19 protein-coding genes and 1 other RNA gene are annotated in these 24,391 nt (G+C 55.5%); 10 read left to right on the top strand and 10 right to left on the bottom strand.

The features are described 5' to 3' along the window. Positions 1–50: 50 nt before the first annotated feature. Both menI and N1249_RS09185 read right to left on the bottom strand, forming a co-directional pair. Entirely contained in the window at positions 51–461 is a 411-nt protein-coding gene (gene menI / locus N1249_RS09190; RefSeq protein WP_259836996.1) for a 1,4-dihydroxy-2-naphthoyl-CoA hydrolase, read from the bottom strand. Then, complete coding sequence (locus N1249_RS09185) at positions 458–3,514, bottom strand: FAD-binding and (Fe-S)-binding domain-containing protein (protein ID WP_259836994.1); 3,057 nt, start codon at positions 3,512–3,514, stop codon at positions 458–460. The genes menI and N1249_RS09185 overlap by 4 nt, the downstream gene beginning before the upstream one ends. 198 nt (positions 3,515–3,712) lie before the next feature. Here N1249_RS09185 and ydiK point away from each other — a divergent pair, with 198 nt between their 5' ends. Together ydiK and rprA are read left to right on the top strand one after the other, a co-directional pair. Then, entirely contained in the window at positions 3,713–4,828 is a 1,116-nt protein-coding gene (ydiK, locus tag N1249_RS09180; protein ID WP_259836992.1) for an AI-2E family transporter YdiK, read from the top strand. Between the two features lie 193 nt (positions 4,829–5,021). Continuing rightward, positions 5,022–5,129: antisense sRNA RprA (gene rprA / locus N1249_RS09175), an RNA gene on the top strand. A gap of 5 nt (positions 5,130–5,134) precedes the next feature. On the opposite strand, the gene N1249_RS09170 is transcribed toward rprA, so the two are convergent. The 3 genes from N1249_RS09170 to ppsA all read right to left on the bottom strand — a co-directional run bounded on the left by N1249_RS09170 (position 5,135) and on the right by ppsA (position 11,530). After that, on the bottom strand, positions 5,135–7,510 hold the full coding sequence (locus tag N1249_RS09170) for a glycoside hydrolase family 3 N-terminal domain-containing protein (protein WP_259836990.1): 2,376 nt from the start codon (positions 7,508–7,510) through the stop codon (positions 5,135–5,137). A gap of 3 nt (positions 7,511–7,513) precedes the next feature. Then, positions 7,514–8,914 carry an MFS transporter gene (locus N1249_RS09165; protein ID WP_259836983.1) on the bottom strand — a complete coding sequence of 467 codons (1,401 nt, stop codon included), beginning with the start codon at positions 8,912–8,914 and terminating at the stop codon, positions 7,514–7,516. A gap of 237 nt (positions 8,915–9,151) precedes the next feature. Continuing rightward, a complete protein-coding gene (gene ppsA, locus N1249_RS09160) occupies positions 9,152–11,530 on the bottom strand; it encodes a phosphoenolpyruvate synthase (RefSeq protein WP_259836981.1) in 2,379 nt (792 codons plus the stop codon). 337 nt (positions 11,531–11,867) lie between these two features. Here ppsA and N1249_RS09155 point away from each other — a divergent pair, with 337 nt between their 5' ends. The 8 genes from N1249_RS09155 to N1249_RS09120 all read left to right on the top strand — a co-directional run bounded on the left by N1249_RS09155 (position 11,868) and on the right by N1249_RS09120 (position 20,008). Continuing rightward, positions 11,868–12,701, top strand: coding sequence for a pyruvate, water dikinase regulatory protein (locus N1249_RS09155; RefSeq protein ID WP_014069917.1), 834 nt, complete (start codon positions 11,868–11,870; stop codon positions 12,699–12,701). 152 nt (positions 12,702–12,853) lie between these two features. After that, positions 12,854–13,900, top strand: a complete 1,047-nt coding sequence (aroH, locus tag N1249_RS09150; RefSeq protein WP_259836978.1) for a 3-deoxy-7-phosphoheptulonate synthase AroH — start codon at positions 12,854–12,856, stop codon at positions 13,898–13,900. A gap of 197 nt (positions 13,901–14,097) precedes the next feature. Next, complete coding sequence (gene hemP, locus N1249_RS09145; protein ID WP_259836977.1) at positions 14,098–14,286, top strand: hemin uptake protein HemP; 189 nt, start codon at positions 14,098–14,100, stop codon at positions 14,284–14,286. Positions 14,287–14,363: 77 nt separating this feature from the next. Further along, on the top strand, positions 14,364–16,349 hold the full coding sequence (locus N1249_RS09140) for a TonB-dependent hemoglobin/transferrin/lactoferrin family receptor (protein WP_259836975.1): 1,986 nt from the start codon (positions 14,364–14,366) through the stop codon (positions 16,347–16,349). Positions 16,350–16,397: 48 nt separating this feature from the next. Then, positions 16,398–17,426 carry a hematinate-forming heme oxygenase ChuS gene (chuS, locus tag N1249_RS09135; protein ID WP_259836970.1) on the top strand — a complete coding sequence of 343 codons (1,029 nt, stop codon included), beginning with the start codon at positions 16,398–16,400 and terminating at the stop codon, positions 17,424–17,426. Then, entirely contained in the window at positions 17,423–18,244 is an 822-nt protein-coding gene (locus N1249_RS09130; RefSeq protein WP_259836960.1) for a hemin ABC transporter substrate-binding protein, read from the top strand. Before chuS ends, N1249_RS09130 begins: the two co-directional genes overlap by 4 nt. Then, on the top strand, positions 18,244–19,236 hold the full coding sequence (locus N1249_RS09125; RefSeq protein ID WP_259836957.1) for an iron ABC transporter permease: 993 nt from the start codon (positions 18,244–18,246) through the stop codon (positions 19,234–19,236). Before N1249_RS09130 ends, N1249_RS09125 begins: the two co-directional genes overlap by 1 nt. Then, positions 19,229–20,008, top strand: a complete 780-nt coding sequence (locus N1249_RS09120) for a heme ABC transporter ATP-binding protein (protein WP_259836955.1) — start codon at positions 19,229–19,231, stop codon at positions 20,006–20,008. The genes N1249_RS09125 and N1249_RS09120 overlap by 8 nt, the downstream gene beginning before the upstream one ends. Here N1249_RS09120 and selO read toward each other — a convergent pair. From selO to N1249_RS09095, 5 genes are all read right to left on the bottom strand, one after another. Beyond that, on the bottom strand, positions 20,005–21,447 hold the full coding sequence (selO, locus tag N1249_RS09115) for a protein adenylyltransferase SelO (RefSeq protein WP_259836953.1): 1,443 nt from the start codon (positions 21,445–21,447) through the stop codon (positions 20,005–20,007). The two genes, N1249_RS09120 and selO, sit on opposite strands and share 4 nt — an antisense overlap. A 64-nt stretch (positions 21,448–21,511) precedes the next feature. Continuing rightward, positions 21,512–22,222 (bottom strand): EAL domain-containing protein, encoded by a 711-nt coding sequence (locus N1249_RS09110; RefSeq protein WP_259836951.1) that lies wholly within the window; start codon positions 22,220–22,222, stop codon positions 21,512–21,514. A gap of 295 nt (positions 22,223–22,517) precedes the next feature. Next, positions 22,518–22,982 (bottom strand): C40 family peptidase, encoded by a 465-nt coding sequence (locus tag N1249_RS09105; RefSeq protein ID WP_014069907.1) that lies wholly within the window; start codon positions 22,980–22,982, stop codon positions 22,518–22,520. A 74-nt stretch (positions 22,983–23,056) separates the two neighbouring features. Further along, positions 23,057–23,812, bottom strand: coding sequence for a vitamin B12 ABC transporter ATP-binding protein BtuD (btuD, locus tag N1249_RS09100; RefSeq protein WP_259836948.1), 756 nt, complete (start codon positions 23,810–23,812; stop codon positions 23,057–23,059). Further along, entirely contained in the window at positions 23,812–24,363 is a 552-nt protein-coding gene (locus N1249_RS09095; RefSeq protein WP_259836946.1) for a glutathione peroxidase, read from the bottom strand. The genes btuD and N1249_RS09095 overlap by 1 nt, the downstream gene beginning before the upstream one ends. Positions 24,364–24,391 lie beyond the last annotated feature (28 nt).

Below are 24,391 nucleotides of genomic sequence, written 5' to 3'. Positions count from 1 at the left end.
TACTGCTCAGATTTTGACCAAAGGCAAAACATCCTGGATGTTTAAACGCGTTACACCACCGCCGTCGTCAGACGCGATGAGCAGCACAGACGGTCCTGCTCGTCCAGAATATCAATCTGCCACACCTGATGACGGCTACCTGCGTGCAATGCGCGGCAGATACCGCGTACACGCCCACTGCGAACAGAGCGAATATGGTTGGCGTTCACTTCCAGCCCTACCACTTTGTGTTCCCCTTCAGTACACAAATAGCCTGCGACTGAGCCAAGCGTTTCAGCCAGCACCACCGACGCACCGCCGTGCAAAAGACCAAACGGCTGATGCGTGCGGCTATCGACAGGCATGGTCGCTTCCAGCGAATCTTCACCAATGTGGGTAAACTGGATATCCAGCAAGCCCACCATATTCCCTTCTCCCATGGCATTGAGCGCCTGAAGCGTCACTGCTCGTTTCCAGATCATCCCATAATCTCCAGTAAAGCCTGCAATGGATGGCGTACACCGTTACCTTCAACGCGTTTCACCTGGCTGCGGCAGGAGTAACCTGTCGCCAGACAGCGGTTGCGCGGTAAACGCTGCATGGCCTGATGCCATGACAACTCGTAGATCCCAAGCGAGTTCTCATGATTTTTAACTTCATGTCCGTAGGTTCCCGCCATGCCGCAACACCCCACGCTGACGCTCTCGAGCTTCGCACCGAAGCGGGCAAAAATAGAGGCCCATTGTCCAGGTGCCCCTGGCAGGGCCGTTACCTCAGTACAGTGTCCAAACAGATACCAGGACTCACCGCTCACCTCTTTGGTCGCGGTTTTTTGCAGCGCCGCGGGCAGCCATTCGTGCACCAGCATGACGTGGAAATCCCCACGCTTTTCGCCAAGCGTCAGCTTGTACTCATCGCGATAGCAGAGCACCAGCGCCGGGTCGACGCCGACCATCGGGATCCCCAGCGTGGCAACGCGGTTGAGGAAGTCCGAAGTTTTCTGTGCAGTTTTCGCAAAGCGGTTCAGGAAGCCTTTGATGTGCTGTGCCTTACCGTTAGGCGAGAACGGCAGCACCACCGGCTGATAACCGATTTTTTCGGCCAGACGGACAAAATCGGCCACGACCTGCGCATCGTAGTAGCTGGTGAACGGGTCCTGCACTACCAGCACCACGTTGGCTTTTTGCTCTGCGCTTAACGCTTCAAGCTGCTCCAGGGTCATGTTTGCAGAACGATGCCCCACCAGCTGACGCTGTAAAGATGGCGTCGAGAGCAACGGCAGATCCACCATGCCGATATGTTTTTCGGAGAGCTTACGTACCAGCGGTTGATTGATAAAGAAGTTGAATGTCTTAGGCGCTCGCGCCATCAGCGGTGCATAGCTTTCCACCGTGGCGACCAGGTGATCGCGCACCGGGCGCAGATAGCGCGTGTGGTAAAGTTGCAGGAAACGCGAACGGAATTCCGGGACGTCGATTTTAATCGGGCACTGGGTCGAACAGGCCTTACAGGCCAGACAGCCTGACATGGCTTCTTTGACTTCATGGGAGAAATCATATTCGCCTTTCCGGGCGTGCCAGCTGTTCCGCGTACGTTCGATAAGCGTACGCAGGCTGGCCGCTTTTTCCGGCAGCTCGCTTTCCAGCTTCAGCGGATCAACACCGCGATCGGCCAGCAGACGCAACCATTCGCGCACCAGGGTTGCACGCCCTTTTGGTGAATGAATACGGTTACTGGTGATTTTCATCGACGGACACATTGGGCTTTTCGCGTCGAAGTTAAAGCACAGACCGTTGCCGTTACACTCCATAGCGCCGCGCCAGGATGAGCGGACGGCGATAGGAATTTGCCGGTCATAGGTGCCGCGTTTCACCGCATCCACGCGCAGCATTGGCGCATCCACACCTTCTGGCGGGCAGATTTTGCCCGGGTTGAGGCGGTTATCCGGGTCAAACGCCGCTTTAACTTTGCGCAGTTCCCCAAACAGTTGCTCACCGAAAAACGCCGGGCTGTATTCCGCGCGGAAGCCTTTACCATGCTCGCCCCACAACAGACCACCATATTTTGCCGTTAATGCGACGACGTCATCGGAGATCTGTTTCATCAGGATTTCCTGCTGCGGGTCGCACATATCCAGAGCCGGACGCACGTGCAGTACCCCGGCATCCACGTGGCCAAACATGCCATAGCTCAGCCCGTGGCTGTCCAGCAAGGCGCGGAACTCAACAATATAGTCAGCCAGATGCTCCGGCGGTACGCAGGTGTCTTCTGCAAACGGAATGGGTTTCGCTGCACCTTTCGCATTGCCCAACAGCCCCACCGCTTTTTTACGCATCGCATAGATACGCTCAATACCGGAAAGGTCGTTACACAACTGCCAGCCAATAACCCCGCCCTCACCTCTGGCAATAAGCTCGTCCAGACGCTGGCAGAGCATCGACACCTGGCTTTCAATCAGCTCGGCGTCATCGCCGGCAAATTCAACGATGTTCAGGCCAAGCATCTCTTTATCCGGCACATCGGTGATCAGTTCGCTCACGGAGTGCCAGACAATGTCTTCCCGTGCCAGGTTAAGCACTTTGGAGTCGACGGTTTCAACCGACAGCGCCCGCGCATCAACCATAAACGGCGCATTGCGCAGCGCAGAATCGAAGGAGTTGTATTTCACATTGACCAGACGGCGTACCTTCGGCAGCCGGGTGATATCCAGACGCGCCTCAGTAATAAATGCCAGGGTGCCTTCCGAACCGGTCAGAATACGGGTCAGATCGAACTGGGTCAGGTCATCGTTAAACACATGACGCAGATCGTAGCCCGTCAGGAAGCGGTTCAGTTTGGGGAATTTATCGAGGATCAGCTGACGGTTGTCGCGACAACGTTCCAGTACGGTGCGATAAATTCGCCCGCTGGCGGTGCTCTCTTTGCCCAGCGTTTCAGCCAGCGCAACGGGCATTGGCTGAGTATCAAGGATGTCGCCACCCAGCAGTATCGCGCGGACGCCCATCACATGATCGGAAGTTTTGCCATACACCAGCGACCCCTGTCCGGACGCATCGGTGTTGATCATCCCGCCAATGGTCGCGCGGTTACTGGTAGAAAGCTCTGGCGCGAAAAAGTAGCCATAGGGTTTTAAAAACTGGTTGAGCTGATCTTTGATAACGCCCGCTTCAACACGCACCCAGCCCTCTTCAGGGTTGATTTCAATAATGCGGTTCATATAGCGGGACATATCAATGATGATGCCCTGATTAAGCGCCTGGCCGTTTGTGCCGGTGCCGCCACCACGCGGGGTGAACACCAGGGACGTAAAACGTTCCTGCGCCGCCAGACGGGAAATTAATGCCACATCTGCCGTCGAGCGGGGAAAGACGACTGCATCGGGAAGAAGCTGGTAGATACTGTTATCGGTCGCCATCGTTAGCCTGTCGGCATAATTTGTGGCGGTATCACCTGTAAAACCCTGTTGCTCCAGTGCCTGCAAAAAATTCAGCACCAGCTGAACGACGCCAGGTGCCTGAGAAATCTGTGGGATCATTACGGTCGACCCTAATTAGAGGTGTGAAATCGTTTGCGTTGTGTCGTGAAAGTTTTATCACATTTTTTTCTTATACGCTCAGCTGAATTACATGCAGAATCTGCCTGTTAAAAATCGCTGAAATCACTAATGATTAGAATGACGCGGTTTCATGTTCTCGCCAGCCTCGCTGGTGTTCATCAAAGGAAAGTTTCATTTATGGTCAATCTTCGTCAGCCGAGGGATGTTGCGCAAATCCTGCTGTCAGTGCTGTTTCTGGCAATCATGATTATTGCGTGTCTGTGGATTGTTCAGCCATTTGTGCTCGGCTTCGCCTGGGCCAGTACCGTAGTCGTCGCCACCTGGCCACTGCTGCTGCGTTTACAGAAACTGCTGTTTGGCCGCCGTGCGCTTGCCGTGCTGGTCATGACCTTACTGCTGTTCCTGCTGTTTATTATTCCCATTGCCTTACTGGTTAATAGCCTGGTTGATACCAGCGGCCCGGTTATTCGCGCCATCAGCACCGGCGACATGACGCTGCCGGATCTCGCCTGGCTGAACAGCATTCCGGTTATCGGTTCAAAACTGTACAGCGGCTGGCACGGCCTGCTGGAGATGGGCGGCAGCGCATTGATGGCGAAAGTGCGTCCTTATATTGGCACCACGACCACCTGGTTTGTCGGCCAGGCCGCGCACATTGGTCGCTTTATGATGCACTGTACGCTGATGCTGGCCTTCAGTGCCCTGCTGTACTGGCGTGGTGAGCAGGTCGCACTGGGTGTGCGACATTTTGCCACCCGACTGGCCGGTAAACGCGGTGATGCGGCGATCCTGCTGGCGGCTCAGGCCGTACGCGCCGTTGCGCTGGGTGTGGTAGTGACGGCTCTGGTACAGGCCGTTCTGGGCGGTATCGGTCTTGCGATTTCTGGTGTGCCATACGCCACTATCTTTACCGTGATCATGATAATGACCTGCCTTGCGCAACTGGGGCCATTGCTGGTGCTGATCCCCTGCATTATCTGGCTCTACTGGACCGGGGACACCACCTGGGGCACCGTTCTGCTGGTCTGGAGCTGCGTGGTCGGTACGATGGATAACGTTATTCGCCCGATACTCATTCGTATGGGCGCGGATCTGCCGCTGATTCTGATCCTGTCTGGCGTTATCGGCGGGTTGATTGCATTCGGCATGATTGGCCTGTTTATCGGCCCGGTGCTGCTCGCCGTCACCTGGCGTCTGTTCTCTGCCTGGGTGCATGAAGTACCACCACCAGGCACCGACCCCGATGTGATCCTCAGCGAACTGGAAGAGCTGGAAGACAAGAACAAGCAGTAACGGTATCGCCGGGTGGCGCTGCGCTTACCCGGCCTGATTTCCTCGCAATACTTAAACATCGTTAATCATTTCACTGGTCAGACCCGCCACATCGCCTGTAACTCTGTCATTCACCTCAAAAAATCTTTACGTCTCTTTAACTATTGAGACGAATCTGATCGACGCAAAAAACCTCAATGCCTACTATTAGCTCACGGTTATAAATCAACACCTTGATTTATAAGCATGGAAATCCCCTGAGTGAAACAACGAATTGCTGTGTGTAGTCTTTGCCCATCTCCCACGATGGGCTTTTTTTTATCCTTCTCAGACGCTCTTCGTCTCACATTGACTGAGCATCCGCCAGTCGGCAGGCAATACACGTGTCTCACCGGTAACATTCACCGTGACCATCTCGCGAATATCTGCCGACGACGTGCCAATCTGTAGCTCAAATTCGCCCGGCTCGACAATTCGCTTACCGTCGCGGCGGGTAAAGTTGAACATATCGACCGGCAACGTGAAGGTCAGCCGGGTTGTCTCTCCGGGTAAGAGCGTCACCCGCTGGAAGGCTTTCAGCTCCTGCAACGGGCGCACCTGGCTTGCCACTTTATCGCGTACATAGACCTGCACCACTTCGCTGCCGCTGCGTTCGCCGCGGTTGGTCACATCAATACTCAGGGCCACTTCCCCTGTAATATCAATCCGCTCAGATGCCAGTATCGGGTTGCTTAAGCCAAAGTCGCTCCAGCCCAGACCAAACCCAAAGGGATAACGCGAGCCAAAATGAAACGCAAACGGCGTGCCGCCACTTTTGAGTTTGTGGTTGTAGTAATAGGGCATCGCCCCCGCGCTTTTCGGCACGCTGACCACCAGCCTGCCCTGCGGTTCTGCGCGGCCGGTCAGCACATCGGCAATTGCCCAGCCGCCTTCCTGGCCGGGTGCCCAGGCGACCATAAATGCCGCGACCTTGTCCTCCAGGCCTTGCAGGCTGTACGGCCTTCCCCCGGTCATCACCACCACCACCGATTTACCTGTTGCGACAAGCGCTTCCAGCAATTGCTGTTGCACGCCAGGCAGGTTCAGGGAGTCCGTGTCGGAACCTTCTCCGACGGTTCCGCTCTGGAACAACCCGGCAAGATCCCCGACGCAGGCCACCACCACGTCACTCTCCTGTGCCGCGCGTACGGCCTCGGGGATCAAGGCGGTACTGTGTGAAACCGGGGATTGCTGCATCGGTTTTCCGCCGCTGTCCCCCGGGAAAACCGGCGCGCCCGCCATCCGTTTTTCGATGATGTGACAACCTTTGGCATAACGCACCTGCGATGCCCCCAGGTAGTGCTCAAGCGCCGCGCGCGGTGTCGTCACCTGCGAGGTTTCATCCACCATATCGCTGATGATTAAATGCACCGGGAAGCTATAGCCACTCAGCAATGCCAGCGGATCGTCCGCCGTTGGCCCCACAACCGCCACACGCGGTTTTCCGCTTAGCGGCAGGATGCCGTTATTCTCAAGCAGGGTTAGCGAGCGGGTTGCTACCTCACGCGCCACCTGCCGGGTGGCGTCATTTTGCAGATCAATGGCGTTTTCATCGGCATAAGGTTTTTCAAACAGCCCAAGACGGAATTTCTCAGTCAGTACGCGGCCCACGATCTCATCCACTTTCGCCATGGTGATAAGCCCACGTTCAACCGCCTGTGCCAGATGGCGCGCGCAGTCATCTTTTGGCAGCTCAACGTCCAGCCCGGCATTAAACGCCAGCGCCGCCGATTCAGCGGCGTCATGCGAAATACCGTGGTGCTGATGCAGAAGACTCACGCCACCGTAATCGGCAACGATAATACCGTCAAAACCCCACTGCTCACGCAGCACTGTGGTCAGCAGGAAGCTGTCGCTGTGGCCAGGCTGGTTGTCGATATCGTGATAAGCAGGCATCACCGACCCAGCATTAGCGAGCTTCACCGCCATTTCGAACGGCAGCAAGAAGGTATCGTTCAGTTCGCTGAATCCCAGATGCACGGGCGCATGGTTACGCGCACCTTCACTGAAAGAGTGGCCAACATAGTGTTTCAGGGTGGCCAGCAGATCGCGTTTTTCGCCCTGTAATCCCTCCACATAGGCGCTGGCCATCACGCCGACTAACCACGGGTCTTCACCAAACGTCTCTTCGGTACGCCCCCAGCGGACATCGCGTGAGACATCAAGAACCGGTGCCAGCCCCTGCTGACAACCCACCGAGCGGGCCTCGGCACCAATGTGCTCTGCGGCACGCCTGACGAGCGCGGGGTCCCAGCCTGAACCATAGTTCAGCGATGAGGGGAAAAGCGTGGCGTCTTTACAGAGCAGGCCGACCAGGCACTCCTCGTGGAACAGCGCCGGGATGCCGAGCCGCGTCTCTTCCATCATCATTCGCTGCAAGCGGTTTGCCGCCCGCACGCCCGTTCTGGCATCAACAATATGCGTCCCCAGCGGCCGGGTTATCTGCCCGACACCCAGCTTCAGCCTCTCGCCCAGCGCAGCCTGTTCGCTGACACCTGCAAACTCATCACTCAAATCCGTCCGCTCGCGATGGTTGCCGTGTTCATCGAGGATCAGCCAGTACGCGTGCATCTGCGCAAATTTCTCTTCTGGCGTCATACGGGCCAGTAAATCCGCCACACGTTCGTGCACGGGACGCCCCGCATCCTTATAGATTGCAGTCATACGTTACTCCTTGATTACATGATGAAGTGCCGGGCTGAGTGCTTCCTCGTCCGGGCGCGCCTGGCGCTTGCTGGCAAGCTCGCGGGCAATAGTGTCAACCAGTCGGCTATTGAGTTTGTAAACGGTGAGCAGCGCGACCATGCCAATGAACAGCGCGCAGGGGATCAGCGTAAAGAGTGCGTTGATGGTGCTCAGCACGTGCGGAGCCTGTATAGCCTGGCCCGGCGCATAGTCCACCATACCCAGTACCCAGCCCACCACGGCACCGCCCAGCGCCAGACCAAATTTGATGGCAAACAGCGCGGTAGAGAACACCAGCCCATCCAGCCGACGGCCACTGCGATGCTCTTCGTAGTCCACCACGTCAGAGAACATGGTCCATTGCAGCGGCGTGGTCAGGTTTTGAATAAAGCTGAAGATAATGTTCAGGCCGAATATCAGCCAGACCTGCGACGGCGGCAGGAAGAAAATTAGTGCACCAAATATAACGAAAGTGATAATCGTCCACTGATAGGCCCGTACCCGGTCGAATTTACCCAATAACCGTTCAGACAATAATGCGCCACTGAGGGAGGCCACCATCCCGGAAACAATAAAGGCGAAAACCAGCTCCGGGCGTAACAATACGTAGTTCACGTAATACAGGGTTGCCGAACCACGCGTAACCACTGCGGTTAGTAATAAAATATTAAACACAAACACTATCCGCCACTGGCTATTTCCCGCCAGGCGTTTTAAATCGGTAAGCATCGAGCCGGAAGTATCGCTGTGCGGAGAATAACGCTCCCGGGTCATCATGAAACAGCAGAAGAATAAAACGATGCCCAATACCCCCATTAAACTCATGGCGTAGAAATAGCCTTTTTGCACATTGCCATCACCCAGTTTTGCCACCAGCGGCAGGGCAATTACCGTGACAATCAGGCCGCCGATAAAGGACAACCCAAAGCGCCAGGATTGCAGCGAATGGCGTTCACGCGGGTCAAGGGTGAGCGCCCCTGGCATCGCGCAGTAGGGAACATTAATGGCCGAATAGATAAGGCTCAGGATGGTGTAAGTCACGCAGGCGTAAATGATTTTCGCCGTTGGCCCGACATCAGGAACATAGAACGTAATCAGGCAACTCACGCCAAAAGGAATAGCGAACCATAACAGCCACGGGCGAAAGCGGCCATGCCGGGTTTGCGTGCGATCCACCAGCGCGCCAATACAGGGATCGACAAAGGCATCAACCACGCGCACCACTAAAAACATGGTTCCCATTATTGCTGCCGGCAGACCAAATACATCCGTATAAAAATAGGCAAGAAATAAGGTAGCGGTTTGCCAGACCAGCGCGCTGGCCATATCACCTAAACCGTAACCTATTTTATCTTTCGTACGTAAGACAGGAGAGATGTTCATTTTTATGGGCCTTTTATCAGGTTAAAACGTATTTCAACCAGTTGCGCATCATGTAGGGTAATGCGCAGTTAAGGCTCAAGTATTAGCAACGCTTTGCGCGCTAACAATTGTCTAAATTAACAGACAAATTATGATATTTGGTTTTTTGCTTTATTTGTGACGGGGAGCATGTCAACGGGAAAATAAAAAAGGCGAGGATAAATATCCTCACCTTTTCAGTGTACAGCTATTACGGCATTACTTTTTCAGTTCTGCCAGGCTCAGCCAGGTTTGCACCACGGTGTCAGGGTTCAGGGAGAGGCTATCGATCCCCTCTTCCATCAGCCAGGCGGCAAAGTCTTCGTGGTCGGATGGACCCTGACCACAAATCCCGACGTATTTACCCTGTTTCTTCGCCGCTTTGATGGACATTGACAGCAGCGCTTTTACCGCGTCATTACGCTCATCGAACAGCTCGGAAACCACGCCAGAATCGCGATCCAGACCCAGCGTCAGCTGTGTCATGTCGTTTGAACCGATAGAGAAGCCGTCGAAGTATTCCAGGAACTGCTCTGCCAGCAGGGCGTTGGACGGAATTTCGCACATCATGATGAGCTTCAGGCCGTTTTCACCACGCTTCAGACCCTGACGCGCCAGTTCCTCAACTACCGCTTTGGCCTGCGCCACGGTACGAACAAACGGGATCATGATTTCAACGTTGGTCAGCCCCATGTCGTTGCGCACGCGTTTCACCGCATCACACTCCAGCGCGAAGCAGTCACGGAAGCTGTCAGACACATAACGTCCGGCGCCACGGAAGCCCAGCATCGGGTTCTCTTCTTCTGGCTCGTAACGTTCGCCCCCCACCAGGTTGGCGTATTCGTTAGATTTGAAGTCAGACAAACGCACGATAACGCGTTTCGGGTAGAACGCCGCACCCAGCGTCGCGATCCCTTCGGTCAGACGGCCGACGTAAAACTCTTTCGGCGAGTCGTAGCCTTTCATCATTTCGCGAATTTCGTTTTGCAGTTTCGCGTCCTGATCGTCGAACTCCAGCAGTGCACGCGGGTGCACGCCAATCATACGGTTGATGATAAATTCCAGACGCGCCAGGCCAACCCCTTCGTTTGGCAGGCAGGCGAAGTCAAACGCCCTGTCCGGGTTACCCACGTTCATCATGATCTTCAGCGGCAGATCCGGCATGGTATCCACGCTGGAGCTTTTCACGCTGAAGTCCAGTAGTTCGGCGTAGACATAACCGGTATCGCCTTCCGCACAGGAGACGGTCACGTTTTCGTCATCCTTCATGCGTTCGGTCGCATCTCCACAGCCAACCACCGCCGGGATACCCAGTTCACGGGCGATGATCGCCGCATGGCAGGTACGGCCACCACGGTTGGTAACAATCGCCGCAGCCTTCTTCATGATCGGTTCCCAGTCCGGGTCGGTCATGTCGGTGACGAGCACGTCGCCCGGCTGAATGCGGTTCATCTCGCTGATGTCCTGGATAACTTTCACCGGGCCCGCACCAATGCGGTGACCGATGGCACGACCTTCCGCAATCACTTTGCCCTGCGCATGAAGCGTGTAACGCTCCATTACCTGACCGCGAGAACGAACGGTTTCAGGGCGCGCCTGCACGATAAACAGCTTGCCGGTGTTACCGTCTTTGGCCCACTCGATATCCATCGGGCGGCCATAGTGTTTCTCAATCTGCACAGCCTGTTTTGCCAGTTCCTGCACTTCGGCATCGGTCAGGGAGAAGCGGTCGCGCTGTTCCTGCGGCACGTCTTCAATTTTAACCTGCTTGCCGTGCTCCTGAGTCGGGGCGTAAATCATGCGGATCTTTTTCGACCCCATGGTACGGCGCACGATAGACGGACGGTTTGCCGCAAGCGTTGGTTTGTGCACGTAGAATTCGTCCGGGTTAACCGCACCCTGCACCACCATTTCACCCAGACCCCACGCAGAGGTGATAAACACCACCTGGTCGAAGCCGGATTCGGTATCAATGGAGAACATCACGCCGGATGAGCCGACATCAGAGCGTACCATGCGCTGAATGCCCGCCGAGAGCGCTACGCCACGGTGGTCATAGCCCTGATGCACGCGATACGAAATGGCGCGGTCGTTGAACAGGGAAGCAAACACGTGCTTCACCGCCACCAGCACGGCATCGTAGCCCTGCACGTTGAGGAAGGTTTCCTGCTGACCGGCGAAGGAGGCATCCGGCATATCTTCTGCGGTGGCAGAAGAGCGTACCGCAAACGAGGCCTGCGCATCGTCAGAGGAAAGCTGGTCATACGCGTCGTGAATCGCTTTTTCCAGCTCCGGCTGGAAAGGTGTGTCGATGACCCACTGGCGGATTTGTGCGCCGGCTTTGGCAAGCTCAGCAACATCATCGATATCCGTTTTATCCAGCAGTTCGTAAATGCGCTGGTTTACACCGCTTTGGTCAAGAAACAGGTCAAACGCTTCGGCGGTAGTGGCAAACCCATTCGGTACGGAGACACCCATGCCGGACAGGTTGGTAATCATTTCACCCAGGGAGGCATTTTTGCCCCCAACTCTGTCTACATCATTCATGCCGAGTTGGTTATACCAAAGCACCAGCGGTGACGAGCCATTGTTGGACATCGAAACAATCCTTTTGTGATATTTGAACGGGATTAAGAAACACCTTAATGCGTATTTATCCTGGCATATTTGTTCTCGTGAAAAAAACGGTGAATCGTGTAAGCAACTTTATTTTTTATTTTTTCGGACACTTCCCCATCAATCGCTAACCCAATGATTACAATGGATTCCCACAAAAATGTTCGGTTTATATCGGTTTTTCAAAAAATGAAATCCACTTTTCATTAAAATTAAAAATACCGTTTCATTTATAATTAAGACGATTCCCTCTCTGTTGTATTTTACTTTTTTAATTTATGCTTTCAGTCAATTAGGTCCGATATTCAGGGTGAGAAAAATGGATAATGCTGTCGATCGCCACGTTTTTTATATTTCTGATGGTACGGCGATTACCGCCGAAGTTCTGGGACATGCGGTCATGTCGCAGTTCCCGGTTTCCATCAACAGCATCACGCTGCCGTTTGTGGAAAATGAAAGTCGCGCGAAAGCCGTGAAAGACCAGATTGACGCCATCTACCAGCAATCAGGCGTGCGTCCGCTGGTTTTCTATTCCATCGTGATCCCGGAAATTCGCCAGATTATTTTGCAAAGTGAAGGCTTTTGTCAGGACATCGTGCAGGCCCTGGTGGCCCCGCTGCAAGGTGAACTGAAGCTTGATCCCACGCCGATTGCCCACCGCACCCATGGTCTTAACCCCGGAAACCTGATCAAGTACGATGCCCGTATCGCGGCCATTGATTACACCCTGGCTCACGATGACGGCATCTCCCTGCGTAATCTCGATCAGGCACAGGTGATCCTGCTTGGCGTATCCCGCTGCGGCAAAACCCCGACCAGCCTCTACCTGGCCATGCAGTTCGGCATCCGCGCGGCGAACTACCCCTTTATTGCAGACGATATGGATAACCTGGTATTACCCGCTGCGCTTAAGCCACTGCAACATAAGCTGTTTGGCCTGACGATAAACCCGGAACGCCTGGCCGCCATTCGTGAAGAACGCCGTGAAAACAGCCGCTATGCCTCGATGCGCCAGTGCCGCATGGAAGTCTCAGAAGTTGAAGCCCTGTACCGGAAAAACCAAATCCCGTGGCTTAACAGTACCAACTATTCGGTAGAAGAAATCGCTACCAAAATCCTCGATATCATGGGGCTGAATCGCCGCATGTACTAATATGCTAGTACATTAATCCAAATTAAGGTATCATCCTGCACATCATCGGGGCGGCTTCGCCCCGAACTTGAAATCAGCAGGGATTGGTTTAAGGTGATGCCCATCACTTCCCGGTAGTCTGCCGATGAAGCAAAAATTTTCTGAGATATTCCATGAACAAAACCGACGAACTCCGCACTGCGCGTATTGATAGCCTGATTACCCCGGCTGAACTGGCGGTGCGACATCCTGTTTCCGCAGGCGTTGCGGAACATGTCACGGCCTCGCGCCGTCGTATTGAAAAAATCCTGAATGGTGAAGACCGCCGTCTTCTGGTGATCATCGGCCCTTGTTCCATTCACGACCTGGATGCCGCGATGGATTACGCCAAACGACTCCAGGCGCTGCGTGAAAAGCACCAGCATCGCCTGGAAATCGTGATGCGTACCTACTTTGAAAAACCCCGCACCGTTGTCGGCTGGAAAGGGCTGATTTCTGACCCTGACCTGAACGGCAGTTATCGCGTGAATCACGGTATTGAGCTGGCGCGTAAGCTGCTGTTACAGGTCAATGAACTGGGTGTGCCTACCGCGACCGAATTCCTCGATATGGTGACCGGGCAATTTATCGCCGATCTGATCAGCTGGGGCGCGATTGGCGCGCGGACCACCGAAAGCCAAATCCACCGCGAGATGGCGTCTGCCCTCTCCTGCCCGGTTGGGTTTAAAAACGGTACCGACGGCAATACCCGCATCGCGGTTGATGCGATCCGCGCGGCCCGTGCCAGCCATATGTTCCTCTCGCCGGATAAAAATGGCCACATGACCATTTACCAGACCAGCGGGAATCCATACGGCCATATCATTATGCGCGGTGGCAAAAAGCCGAATTACCACGCAGAAGATATCGCTGCCGCCTGTGAAACGCTGGCCGAGTTTGATCTGCCAGAACACCTGGTGGTGGACTTCAGCCACGGCAATTGCCAGAAACAGCATCGCCGCCAGCTGGATGTCTGCGATGAGGTTTGTCAGCAGATCCGCAGCGGCTCAACGGCCGTGGCCGGGATCATGGCTGAAAGCTTCCTGAAAGAAGGGACGCAGAAAGTGGTGGCTGGCCAGCCTATCGTTTACGGTCAGTCGATTACCGATCCGTGTCTGAGCTGGGAAGACAGCGAGCTGCTGCTGGAGAAACTGGCCTCAGCCGTGGACTCGCGCTTTTAAATCCTGCCGGGTGGCGCTGCGCTTACCCGGCCTAAGGTACGTGCCCTTCTCCCTCTCCCACCGGGCTGAGGGCATCAGACCGCACCTCACCCTCAAATTTGATCCCGTCACAAATTTTTCACAAAAAGGCTTGCTGTGAATTTTGACTTTGTTGATAATGATTATCATTGTTACATTGATTGTTATTTGTAAATATTATGTCACGTATGGATAACGCCGCGGCAACACCTATAAAAACACACACAGCACCTTCCCGTTCTCCTGACGACCGTCGTATCGACAGCAAAAGTCTGCTGGGTGAGGAGGGGCGGGTCATCATCGAGCATGACGGCCAGCACTACCTGCTGCGCCAGACCCATGCCGGAAAACTGATCCTGACTAAATAAATTACTCAAAAAAATACGCCAGCCACCCAGGTGATCCCCAGGCAGCCAGCGCTTTCGATTCTTAATGGAGAGTTGCTATGCCACACCCGCATTCCGCGTCTTTGCGTCCATCACTTCTGGCGCTGGCCATTGTCAGCACCTTGCCGGGCGCCGCGTTTGCTGCCGCAGATGATATTACCGTTACCGCGACCGGTAATGCCCGCAGTGCCTTTGAAGCCCCGATGATGGTGAGCGTGATTGACGCTACCGCCCCGGAAAACCAGACCACCAGCTCCGCCGCAGACCTGCTGCGCAAAGTCCCGGGCCTGACGCTGGACGGTACCGGACGTACTAACGGCCAGGATATCAACCTGCGCGGTTACGATCGTCGCGGTGTGTTAGTGCTGGTTGATGGTGTACGCCAGGGCACTGACACCGGGCACCTCAACAGCACCTTCCTGGATCCGGCGCTGATCAAGCGCATTGAAGTGGTTCGCGGCCCGTCTGCCCTGCTGTACGGCAGTGGTGCGCTGGGTGGCGTGATCTCCTATGACACCGCCGATGCCAAAGACCTGCTGGAGCCGGGCAAAAACAGCGGTTATCGCGTATTCGCGACAGGGGCTACAGGCGATCACAGTATCGGGTTGGGGGCGAGCGCCTATGGCCGTACCGATACCCTGGATGGCTTAGTCGCCTGGTCAAGCCGCGATCGCGGGGATATTCGCCAGAGCAACGGTACGACTGCACCAAACGATGAGTCCATCAACAATATGCTGGCGAAAGGCAGCTGGAAAATCGACACCGCCCAGACGCTGAGCGGCTCGCTGCGCTACTACAATAATGCGGCGCAGGAGCCCAAAAACCCGCAAACCTCTGAAGCCAGCGATACCAGCAATCCAATGACTGACCGTTCCACCATCCAGCGGGACGCCCAGCTTGGCTACAACATTGCCCCGGAAGGCAACGACTGGCTCAATGCCGATGCAAAAGTCTACTGGTCGGAAGCGCGTATTAATGCCCAGAACATCGATGGCTCAGGCGAATTCCGCAAGCAAACCACCAGGGGCGGCAAGGTTGAAAACCGCACCCGTCTGTTCTCTGATACGTTCGCATCGCACCTGCTCACCTACGGCGGCGAATACTACCGCCAGGAGCAGAACCCGGGTGGCGTAACTACCGGTTTCCCGGACGCGAAAATTGACTTCAGCTCCGGCTGGTTACAGGACGAAATCACCCTGCGTGACCTGCCTGTGACGATCCTCGGCGGTACGCGTTATGACAACTATCGCGGCAGCAGCGATGGCTATGACGATGTGGATGCCGACCAGTGGTCATCCCGCGCGGGGTTAACCGTCAGCCCAACCGACTGGCTGATGCTGTTCGGCTCTTACGCCCAGGCCTTCCGTGCCCCGACAATGGGTGAGATGTACAACGATGCGAAGCACTTCTCCATCGGCAGTTTCTACACTAACTACTGGGTGCCAAACCCGAACCTGCGCCCGGAAACCAACGAAACCCAGGAGTACGGTTTTGGTCTGCGCTTTGACAACCTGATGCTGGCCAGCGATGCGCTGGAGTTCAAAGCCAGTTACTTCGACACCAAAGCGAAAGATTACATCTCAACCACCGTCGATTTTGCTGCCGCGACGACCATGTCCTATAACGTGCCAAACGCCAAAATCTGGGGCTGGGACGTGATGGCAAAATACTCCGCCGATCTGTTCAGCCTGGATATGGCCTATAACCGTACACGCGGTAAAGACACCGACACCGGCGAGTACATCTCCAGCATTAATCCGGACACCGTCACCAGCAAGCTGGACATCCCGGTGGCGCAAAGCGGTTTCTCAGTGGGCTGGATCGGCACATTTGTTGATCGTTCAACGCATATCAGCAGCAGCTACAGCAAACAACCCGGCTACGCGGTCAACGATTTCTACGTGAGCTATAAAGGCCAGGAGCAGCTGAAAGGGGTAACCACCACGCTGGTGCTGGGTAACGCCTTCGATAAAGAGTACTGGTCACCGCAGGGCATCCCGCAGGATGGCCGTAACGGTAAGATTTTCGTGAGCTATCAGTGGTAATCCCCTCGCCCCGGCTCGCCGGGGCAAACATAAAGAAAGGAAGAGACAATGAATCACTACACACGCTGGCTTGAGCTAAAAGAAGAAAACCCGGGTAAGTACGCGCGTGACATCGCAGGCCTGATGAATGTCAGTGAAGCCGAGCTGACCTTTGCACGCGTAGGGCATGACGCATGGCGGCTGCGCGGAGAAATTCGCGAGATCTTAGGTGCACTGGAAACCGTGGGTGAAACCAAGTGTATCTGCCGCAACGAATATGCCGTTCACGAGCAGGTTGGCGCCTTCACCAACCAGCATCTCAACGGCCACGCCGGGCTGGTGCTAAATCCGCGTGCGCTGGATTTACGTCTGTTCCTGAACCAGTGGGCGAGCGTGTTCCATATCAGCGAAACCACCGCCCGTGGTGAACGTCAGAGCATCCAGTTCTTCGACCATCAGGGCGATGCGTTGCTGAAGGTGTACACCACCGACAACACTGACGTTTCTGCCTGGGGCGATCTGCTGACGCGCTTTATCTTTGCCGATAACCCACCACTTGAGCTGAAAGCCGCGGAACTGCCTCTTCATGCTGAAAACGCCGACGGTGCTCTGGTGGATAAAGAGTGGCGTGCCATGACCGACGTCCATCAGTTCTTTGCCCTGCTGAAACGCCACAATCTGTCCCGCCAGCAGGCCTTCCGCCTGGTGGGTGACGATCTGGCGTGCAAGATCGATAACCGCGCGCTGGCGCAACTGCTGGATACCGCCCGTCAGGACGGTAACGAAATTATGGTGTTTGTCGGCAACCGCGGGTGCGTGCAGATCTTCACCGGCGTCGTAGGAAAACTGGTGCCGATGAAAGGCTGGCTGAACATCTTTAATCCGGCCTTTACCCTGCATCTGCTGGAAGAAACCATTGCCGAAACCTGGGTGACCCGCAAACCTACCGCTGACGGTCATGTGACCAGCCTGGAGCTGTTTGCCGCCGACGGCACGCAAATCGCACAGCTGTACGGTCAGCGTACCGAAGGTGAACCAGAGCAAAGCCAGTGGCGCAGCCAGATTGATGCCCTGACACCAAAAGGGCTGGCCGCATGAAAAAATGGTTCGCCCTGCTCAGCGCCTTACCGCTGGTCGCGTTTGCCGCCACGCCTGAGAAAGTGGTCACGCTTGGCGGCGATGTCACTGAGATTGTCTATGCGCTTGGCGCGCAGTCGTCCCTGGTCGCACGCGACAGTACCAGCCAGTGGCCGCAGGCGGCAAACAATCTCCCGGATGTGGGGTATTTGCGCCAGCTTAATGCCGAAGGGATTTTATCAATGCGCCCGACGCTGGTGCTGGCAAGTGCGCAGGCACAGCCTTCTCTTGCCCTAAAGCAGGTCGAACAAAGCCATGTGAAAGTCGTCACCGTGCCCGGCAGCAATGACCTGAGCGTGATTGACGAAAAAGTCCGTGTGATTGCCCAAGCCACTCACCAGCAGGCACTGGGCGAGATCCTGCGCGGCAAGCTGCGTCAGGAGCTCGCAGCACTGCCCACGACACCGCTTAACAAGCGTGTGCTGTTTATCCTCAACCATGGCGGCATGACCGCAATGGCGGCAGGACAACAGACCGGGGCCGATGCCGCTATTCGCGCTGCGGGGTTGCAGAATGCCATGCAGGGCTTCACCCGCTATCAGCCACTCTCGCAGGAAGGGGTTATCGCAAGCCAGCCCGATTTGGTTGTGATTTCTCAGGACGGCGTGAAAGCGCTCGGCGGTGAAGATAATCTGTGGAAGCTGCCAGGTCTGGCGCAAACACCGGCAGGGCGTCATAAACAGGTACTGGCCATTGATGATATGGCACTGCTGGGCTTCAGCGTACGCACGCCGCAGGCCATTCAACAGTTGCGCACGAAAGCCGAGCAGTTGCCCTGATGACCCGGCGTATCACATTCTCACTGTGTATGCTGGCCGTGGCGCTACTGGGGATGACGCTTGTGGCAACCGGTTTTGGCGCGTTGCGCCTGCCGGTGAGCCTGCTGTGGAATAACAGCGATGACGCACTTCGTCAGATCTGGCTGACCATCCGCCTGCCCCGCGTGCTGCTGGCGCTGGTGATTGGTGGTTCGCTGGCGCTGGCGGGCTGTGTGATGCAGGGGCTGTTTCGCAACCCCCTTGCCGATCCGGGCCTGCTTGGGATCAGCAGCGGCGCTGCGCTGGCCGTTGCGCTGTGGGTGGTTATTCCGCTTTCGCTGCCAGCTCTGGTGATGTTATATGCGCCGATGCTGGCGGCATTTCTCGGCGCGCTGGCGGCAACCGTGGTGATTTTTCTGCTCAGCCAGCAGCGGGAAAGCTCGCTCTCGCGGCTGCTGCTGGTGGGCATTGCCATCAACGCGCTGTGCGGTGCGGCGGTGGGGGTACTTTCCTGGATCAGTAACGATGCTCAGCTTCGCCAGCTCTCGTTGTGGGGAATGGGTAGCCTTGGACAGGCCCAGTGGTCAACGCTTCTGGCCGTGACCTCGCTGATGGTGCCTACGGTGTGGATCATCTGGCGGCTTGCGACTGCGCTCAATCTGCTGCAACTGGGCGAAGAAGAGGCGCACTATCTCGGGGTCGATGTGAAGGTTGTTCAGCGTGTGTTACTGCTGTGCAGCGCATTGCTGGTGGCGGCTGCCGTTGCCGTCAGTGGCGTTATCGGCTTTGTCGGGCTGGTGGTTCCGCATCTGATGCGAATGTGGCTCGGGGCCGATCACCGGGCGGTGATCCCCGGCTCCGTACTGGCTGGCGCATTTTTACTGTTGATTGCCGATACGGTTGCTCGAACTCTGGTTGCTCCGGCGGAAATGCCGGTTGGGTTACTGACCAGCATTCTTGGCGCCCCCTGGTTCCTGTGGCTTATTTTCCGTCGGGGAGGCCAGCATGGCTGATTGTTTTAGCGCAGAAAATCTCACCTTCAGCGTGCCACACCGCACCCTGATTAATGACGTATCCCTTTCGTTATCCCAGGGCGAGCTGGTGGCGCTGATTGGCCCTAACGGTGCCGGGAAATCGACGTTATTGCGCCTGCTCACGGGTTATCTCAAACCGGCGAGCGGACAATGCTTACTGGCGGGGCCCCCCCTTCACGACTGGCACCCGGAAAAATTATCCCGTCGTCGGGCAGTGATGCGACAGCAGACACAGCTGGGCTTTGACTGGCCGGTAGAAGCCGTAGTAGGAATGGGCCGCGCGCCCTGGACACACCATCCTGAAGCAGCGGTTGTACGTGAAGTGATGGAGATAACCGGCTGTTTACCGCTGGCCGGGCGGCAGTTCGCGGCGTTGTCCGGAGGAGAGCAGCAGCGCGTGCAGCTTGCCCGCGCGCTGGCGCAGTTGTGGTGTGACGGCGAACCAGGCGGCTGGCTGTTTCTGGATGAGCCAACCTCGGCGCTGGATCTTTACCACCAGCAGCACCTACTGCGCCTGTTGAAAACCTTAACCGGCCGGGGAAAATTACACGTCTGTATTGTTCTTCACGACCTGAATCTTGCCGCACTGTGGGCTGATCGGGTTGTGTTATTACATAACGGGCAGATAGTTTCCCACGGTACGCCCGAACAGGTCTTGCAGGCCGACACCCTGGCACACTGGTATGGCGCGCAGGTTCACGTCGGCAGGCATCCGGCTCACCACGCGCCGCAGGTTTTTCTCGCCCCTTAGCTTGAGCAGCTGACTTCCAGCCGCTTGCCCCAGTCCGGCGGGCGGCTGACATAATCATCATCCCTGTCGGCAAAAGGCGTGCGTAACGCCAGGTGCAACCGGTGCAGCTCCGCGTATTCACCCTGCTCTGCCTGTTCAATTGCCCGCTGCGCCAGCCAGTTGCGCAAGACCATCGCCGGATTAGCCGCATTCATTTGCGCCTGACGGGTTGCATCATCCACATTATCGCGCTGCAAACGCTCACGATACTGCTGGTACCAGTTATCAAAGGCCTGGCGGTCGATGAACTCATCGCGCAGCACAGAAGCGCTGCTGTGCTGCTCTGTCTGGCCCAGCATCCGGAAGGTGCGGGTGTAATCACTGCCCTCGCGCGCCATCAGCGCGAAAAGCCCGTTCAGGATGTCGTTATCGCCCTTCTCCTGGGTTATCAGCCCCAGTTTCCCGCGCATTAATTTCCCGTACTCGCTCAGCAGAACGTCCTGATAGGTGTCGAGCGCATCGTTGAGGGCATCAACATCGATAAACGGCGATAAAGATTGCGCCAGGCGCTGCAAATTCCACAGCCCGACCGCCGGCTGGTTGTCGAAGCTGTAACGACCCTGGTAATCGGAGTGGTTACAGATATAGCCCGGCTGATAATCATCCAGGAAGCCGTACGGGCCATAGTCAAAGGTCAGCCCCAGGATGGACATGTTATCGGTGTTCATCACGCCGTGCGCAAAGCCCACGCTTTGCCAGCGGGCAATCATTGACGCGGTACGCGCCACCACATCAAGGAACCAGAGTCGGTATTTATCCGCTTCGTCCTGCAATGCGGGCCAGTGGCGGCGAATGGCGTAATCGGCAAGCTGGCGGACCTTGTCCGGCTCACGACGATAATAGAAATGTTCGAAATGGCCAAAACGCAGGTGGCTTTGCGCAACGCGCATCAGCATCGCCCCCTGCTCCATCGTTTCTCGCGCGACGGGCGTATCGCTGGTCACGATGGATAACGCCCGCGTGGTGGGAATACCCAGAGCGTGCATTGCTTCCGACGCCAGACATTCACGGATGGTTGAGCGCAGCACTGCGCGGCCATCGCCCATGCGGGAATACGGGGTAAGACCCGCACCTTTCAGATGCCAGTCGAATGATTGTCCGTCGGGGAGTTGTTGTTCACCCAACAAAATGCCTCTCCCATCACCCAACTGTCCCGCCCAGACGCCAAACTGGTGTCCGCTGTAGACCTGGGCCAGGGGTTTCATGCCAGGGAGCAGCGTTTCGCCGCCCCAGATGCCAGCGCCTTCAGAGGACTGGAATAACGCAGGCGGAACGCCCAACGTATCGGCAAGCTGGTCGTTATGCCAGATCAGTCGGGCATTGTTTAATGGGGTTGGTTTGAGCGCGGTGTAAAAGCCGGGCAACTCGTCATGCCAGTGTGCAGTAAAAGACAGGGTCATAAGTCCTCCTGCCTTTAGTGTAGAGGGTTTACCTGGACTTAAACACGGGCGAAAACAAGGGTTATCACTGCACAAGCTGGGTGACTTGTTCCGCCGTGACGGCAGGCCAGAGCGCACCCTGCATCGCGCCGAATTCAAATGGCATCACGCGCTGCAATGTTCCGTGGTCGTCGATACCAGCGACAATCACCGACTGGCAGTGCGGTGTTATTTGCCAGAGGATCGCTCGCATAAATGGCTCAAATGACAGCTCGGTGACGCGTTGCTGAATAAAGTTTCTGTCGATGATCACACGTTTAAACAAACCGTCATACACAGGCTTCAGAGAAGCGGCCCCGGCACCAAAATTGGCCAGCACCAGCGGATAACGGATCGCCATCCTTGCCATCGTCAGATCGTCCTTCCCGTTATTTAAACCTGGATAGTTCTCATTAACAGTAAACTCCAGAAACGGGAAGCGTTCGATTATTGAAACAGCGTTTTCATTTGTTAATAAAAACTCAACAATTGCAGGTGTAATATTAATCCATGCAATAAGCTGATGCTGAATAAAGAACAGTTTGCATGTCTCGAGCAGTTGCAGTTTTTCCTGAAACAGCGCGAGCTCTTCCGCAGGTGAAAGATGTGGGATAACCAGTTCAGTGGGGATTCGTACGTTTGTTTCCACGCCAACAAAGTTAACCATAATTTCTAAAGCTTTAAGCTCCCCGGCACTATTACGTGCAGGGCAAAGTAAAAACTCAGACTGGTAAGCATTATCTAGCGTGATTATCATTGCGCTCGCCCCGCTTTAAAGATGATAGAGGACATCCTGGAGCAATTGCTGACACAATTCCACTGTATTGATTTTAATAAGATTAATTTCATTAGTTCCGTATTAGTTTTCAGATTTATCCCTGAATCTAAAAATAATCTTATCCTGGTTACTCATTAATAGCCAGTTTTAGATAAAACAGACACATACAGACATAATTAATTCGGCGTAAATTTAACTTTAATCAACATATATCTGAAACTCAGGCGCGTTTTTTTAGCCAGTACGCGCCAGGAAACTGACATGTTAAGCGTTGCTAAATACGCCTGGCTTGCCAGAAGTTTTTACGCCAGTAAACATTATCGAGTGATGAACGCATCACCCCACGACTGGTTGAGGCATGAATGAACTGGTTATCCGTATCATAAATGCCAACATGAAGGCCGCTTTCGCCTGAGCCTGTTTTGAAAAATACCAGGTCGCCAGGCAGTAAATCGTCCTTATCAATTTCAGTGCCGATTTCAGCCTGTTTACGCGTTTCACGCGGTAGCTGTAAATCAAACTTATCGCGAAACGTCATGAGCACAAACCCAGAGCAATCCACACCGCCACGGCTCATCCCACCGTAACGATACGGCGTGCCGCGCCAGTTGCTCAGCTGATCGTTAAGACTGGCAATGACCGTAATGGAATCAGACAGTCGCGCATTAGGTGGTGGCGCACGATGGCTACTGCATCCCGCAAGAAATAACGCCGCTGCAAGAAGAAACCAGAATCGCATTTTCAGACGAATCCTCTGCTTTTATTGTTCTTTTCGTAATTTAGCGTGCAATTGTGCAACCGCGCAAGAAACGGTTACTCCGGTGCCGTAGAAATCAGCATCTTATGCCCTTCTATGTCCAGCCTGCGAAACGACATATTGTACGCGCGGGCAAGATTTGGGGGCGTAAGAACCTGGTCACGCGCGCCGCTGGCAATCATTTTGCCTCGCGACAGCAGCCAGACCCTGTGGGCATGACGCAGCGTGTGGTTCAGGTCATGACTGCTCATGACGACGGCTATCCCCTGACGGGACAACCCGCTTAGCAGGGTATCCAGCGCCGCCTGCTGGGCGACATCCAGACCGCTCATCGGCTCGTCCAGGAGCAGCAAGCGTCCGTGAGGATTTCCTGCCGGATGGATCTGCAGGATAACCGCGGCCAGACGCACGCGCTGCCACTCCCCACCCGAGAGCTGGCTGGCGTGACGGGCGAGTTTGTCGTCTAACCCTAACGCCGTCGCGACATCCGAGAGCAGCGTGGCGCTGTTTTTATCATGCAGATGCAGCATCAGATAGTGCCATACCGGCATCGCAAACGGTGGCACCTGCTGCTGAACTAAATAGCTACGCCGGTGTGCCAGCGATACCGGTGACCAGTCGGCAAGGGCGTGCCCCTGCAGCTCGATCTCGCCCGGACCATAGGTCAAGCCCGCCATGCGTGCCAGCAGCGTGCTTTTACCGGCCCCATTTGGCCCAACAAGATGCAGGATTTCTCCGGCATTGATAGCACCGGTTACCGGCTCCAGACGTCCCTTATCGGCGACGTCCGTGAGCTGCATCAGCAACGTCATTATTTCGCCAGCGCCAGCTTGATAGACTCCATGACGATCGGATCTTCAGGGGTCATATCCGGTGAGAAACGCTGGACAACCTGGCCGTCGCGACCGATCAGGAATTTTTCAAAATTCCACAGGATATCGTCAGGATAGAGCGGCGCACGCCCTTTGCTTGCCATACGTTCATAGAAACCGCTGCCCTCTGGCGCCACGGCGGTCGGCGCTGCGGCAACCAGCTTCGCATAGAGCGGGTGGCGGTCTTCACCGTTGACGTCGATCTTGCTGAATAGCGGGAACGTCACGCCATAGGTGGTGCTGCAGAAGGTTTTAATCTCCTCTTCGCTGCCCGGCTCCTGACCCAGGAATTGGTTGCACGGGAAGCCCAGTACGGCGAAACCGTCTTTCTCCCAGGCTTTCTGAATGTTCTCCAGCTGTTCGTACTGCGGCGTCAGGCCACATTTAGATGCCACGTTGACGATGAGCAACACGTTGCCCTTGTAGCCTTCCAGCGTGGTTTTCTCGCCGTCAATGGTGGTCACTTCGGTATTCAGAATATCGTACTGCATAGCATCCCCTCAGTTTATTCCGTGGTTG

The organism is Enterobacter sp. CP102, from assembly GCF_025152625.1.
GTDB lineage: Bacteria > Pseudomonadota > Gammaproteobacteria > Enterobacterales > Enterobacteriaceae > Enterobacter > Enterobacter soli.
This window is presented reverse-complemented; position numbering and strand designations above follow the sequence as displayed.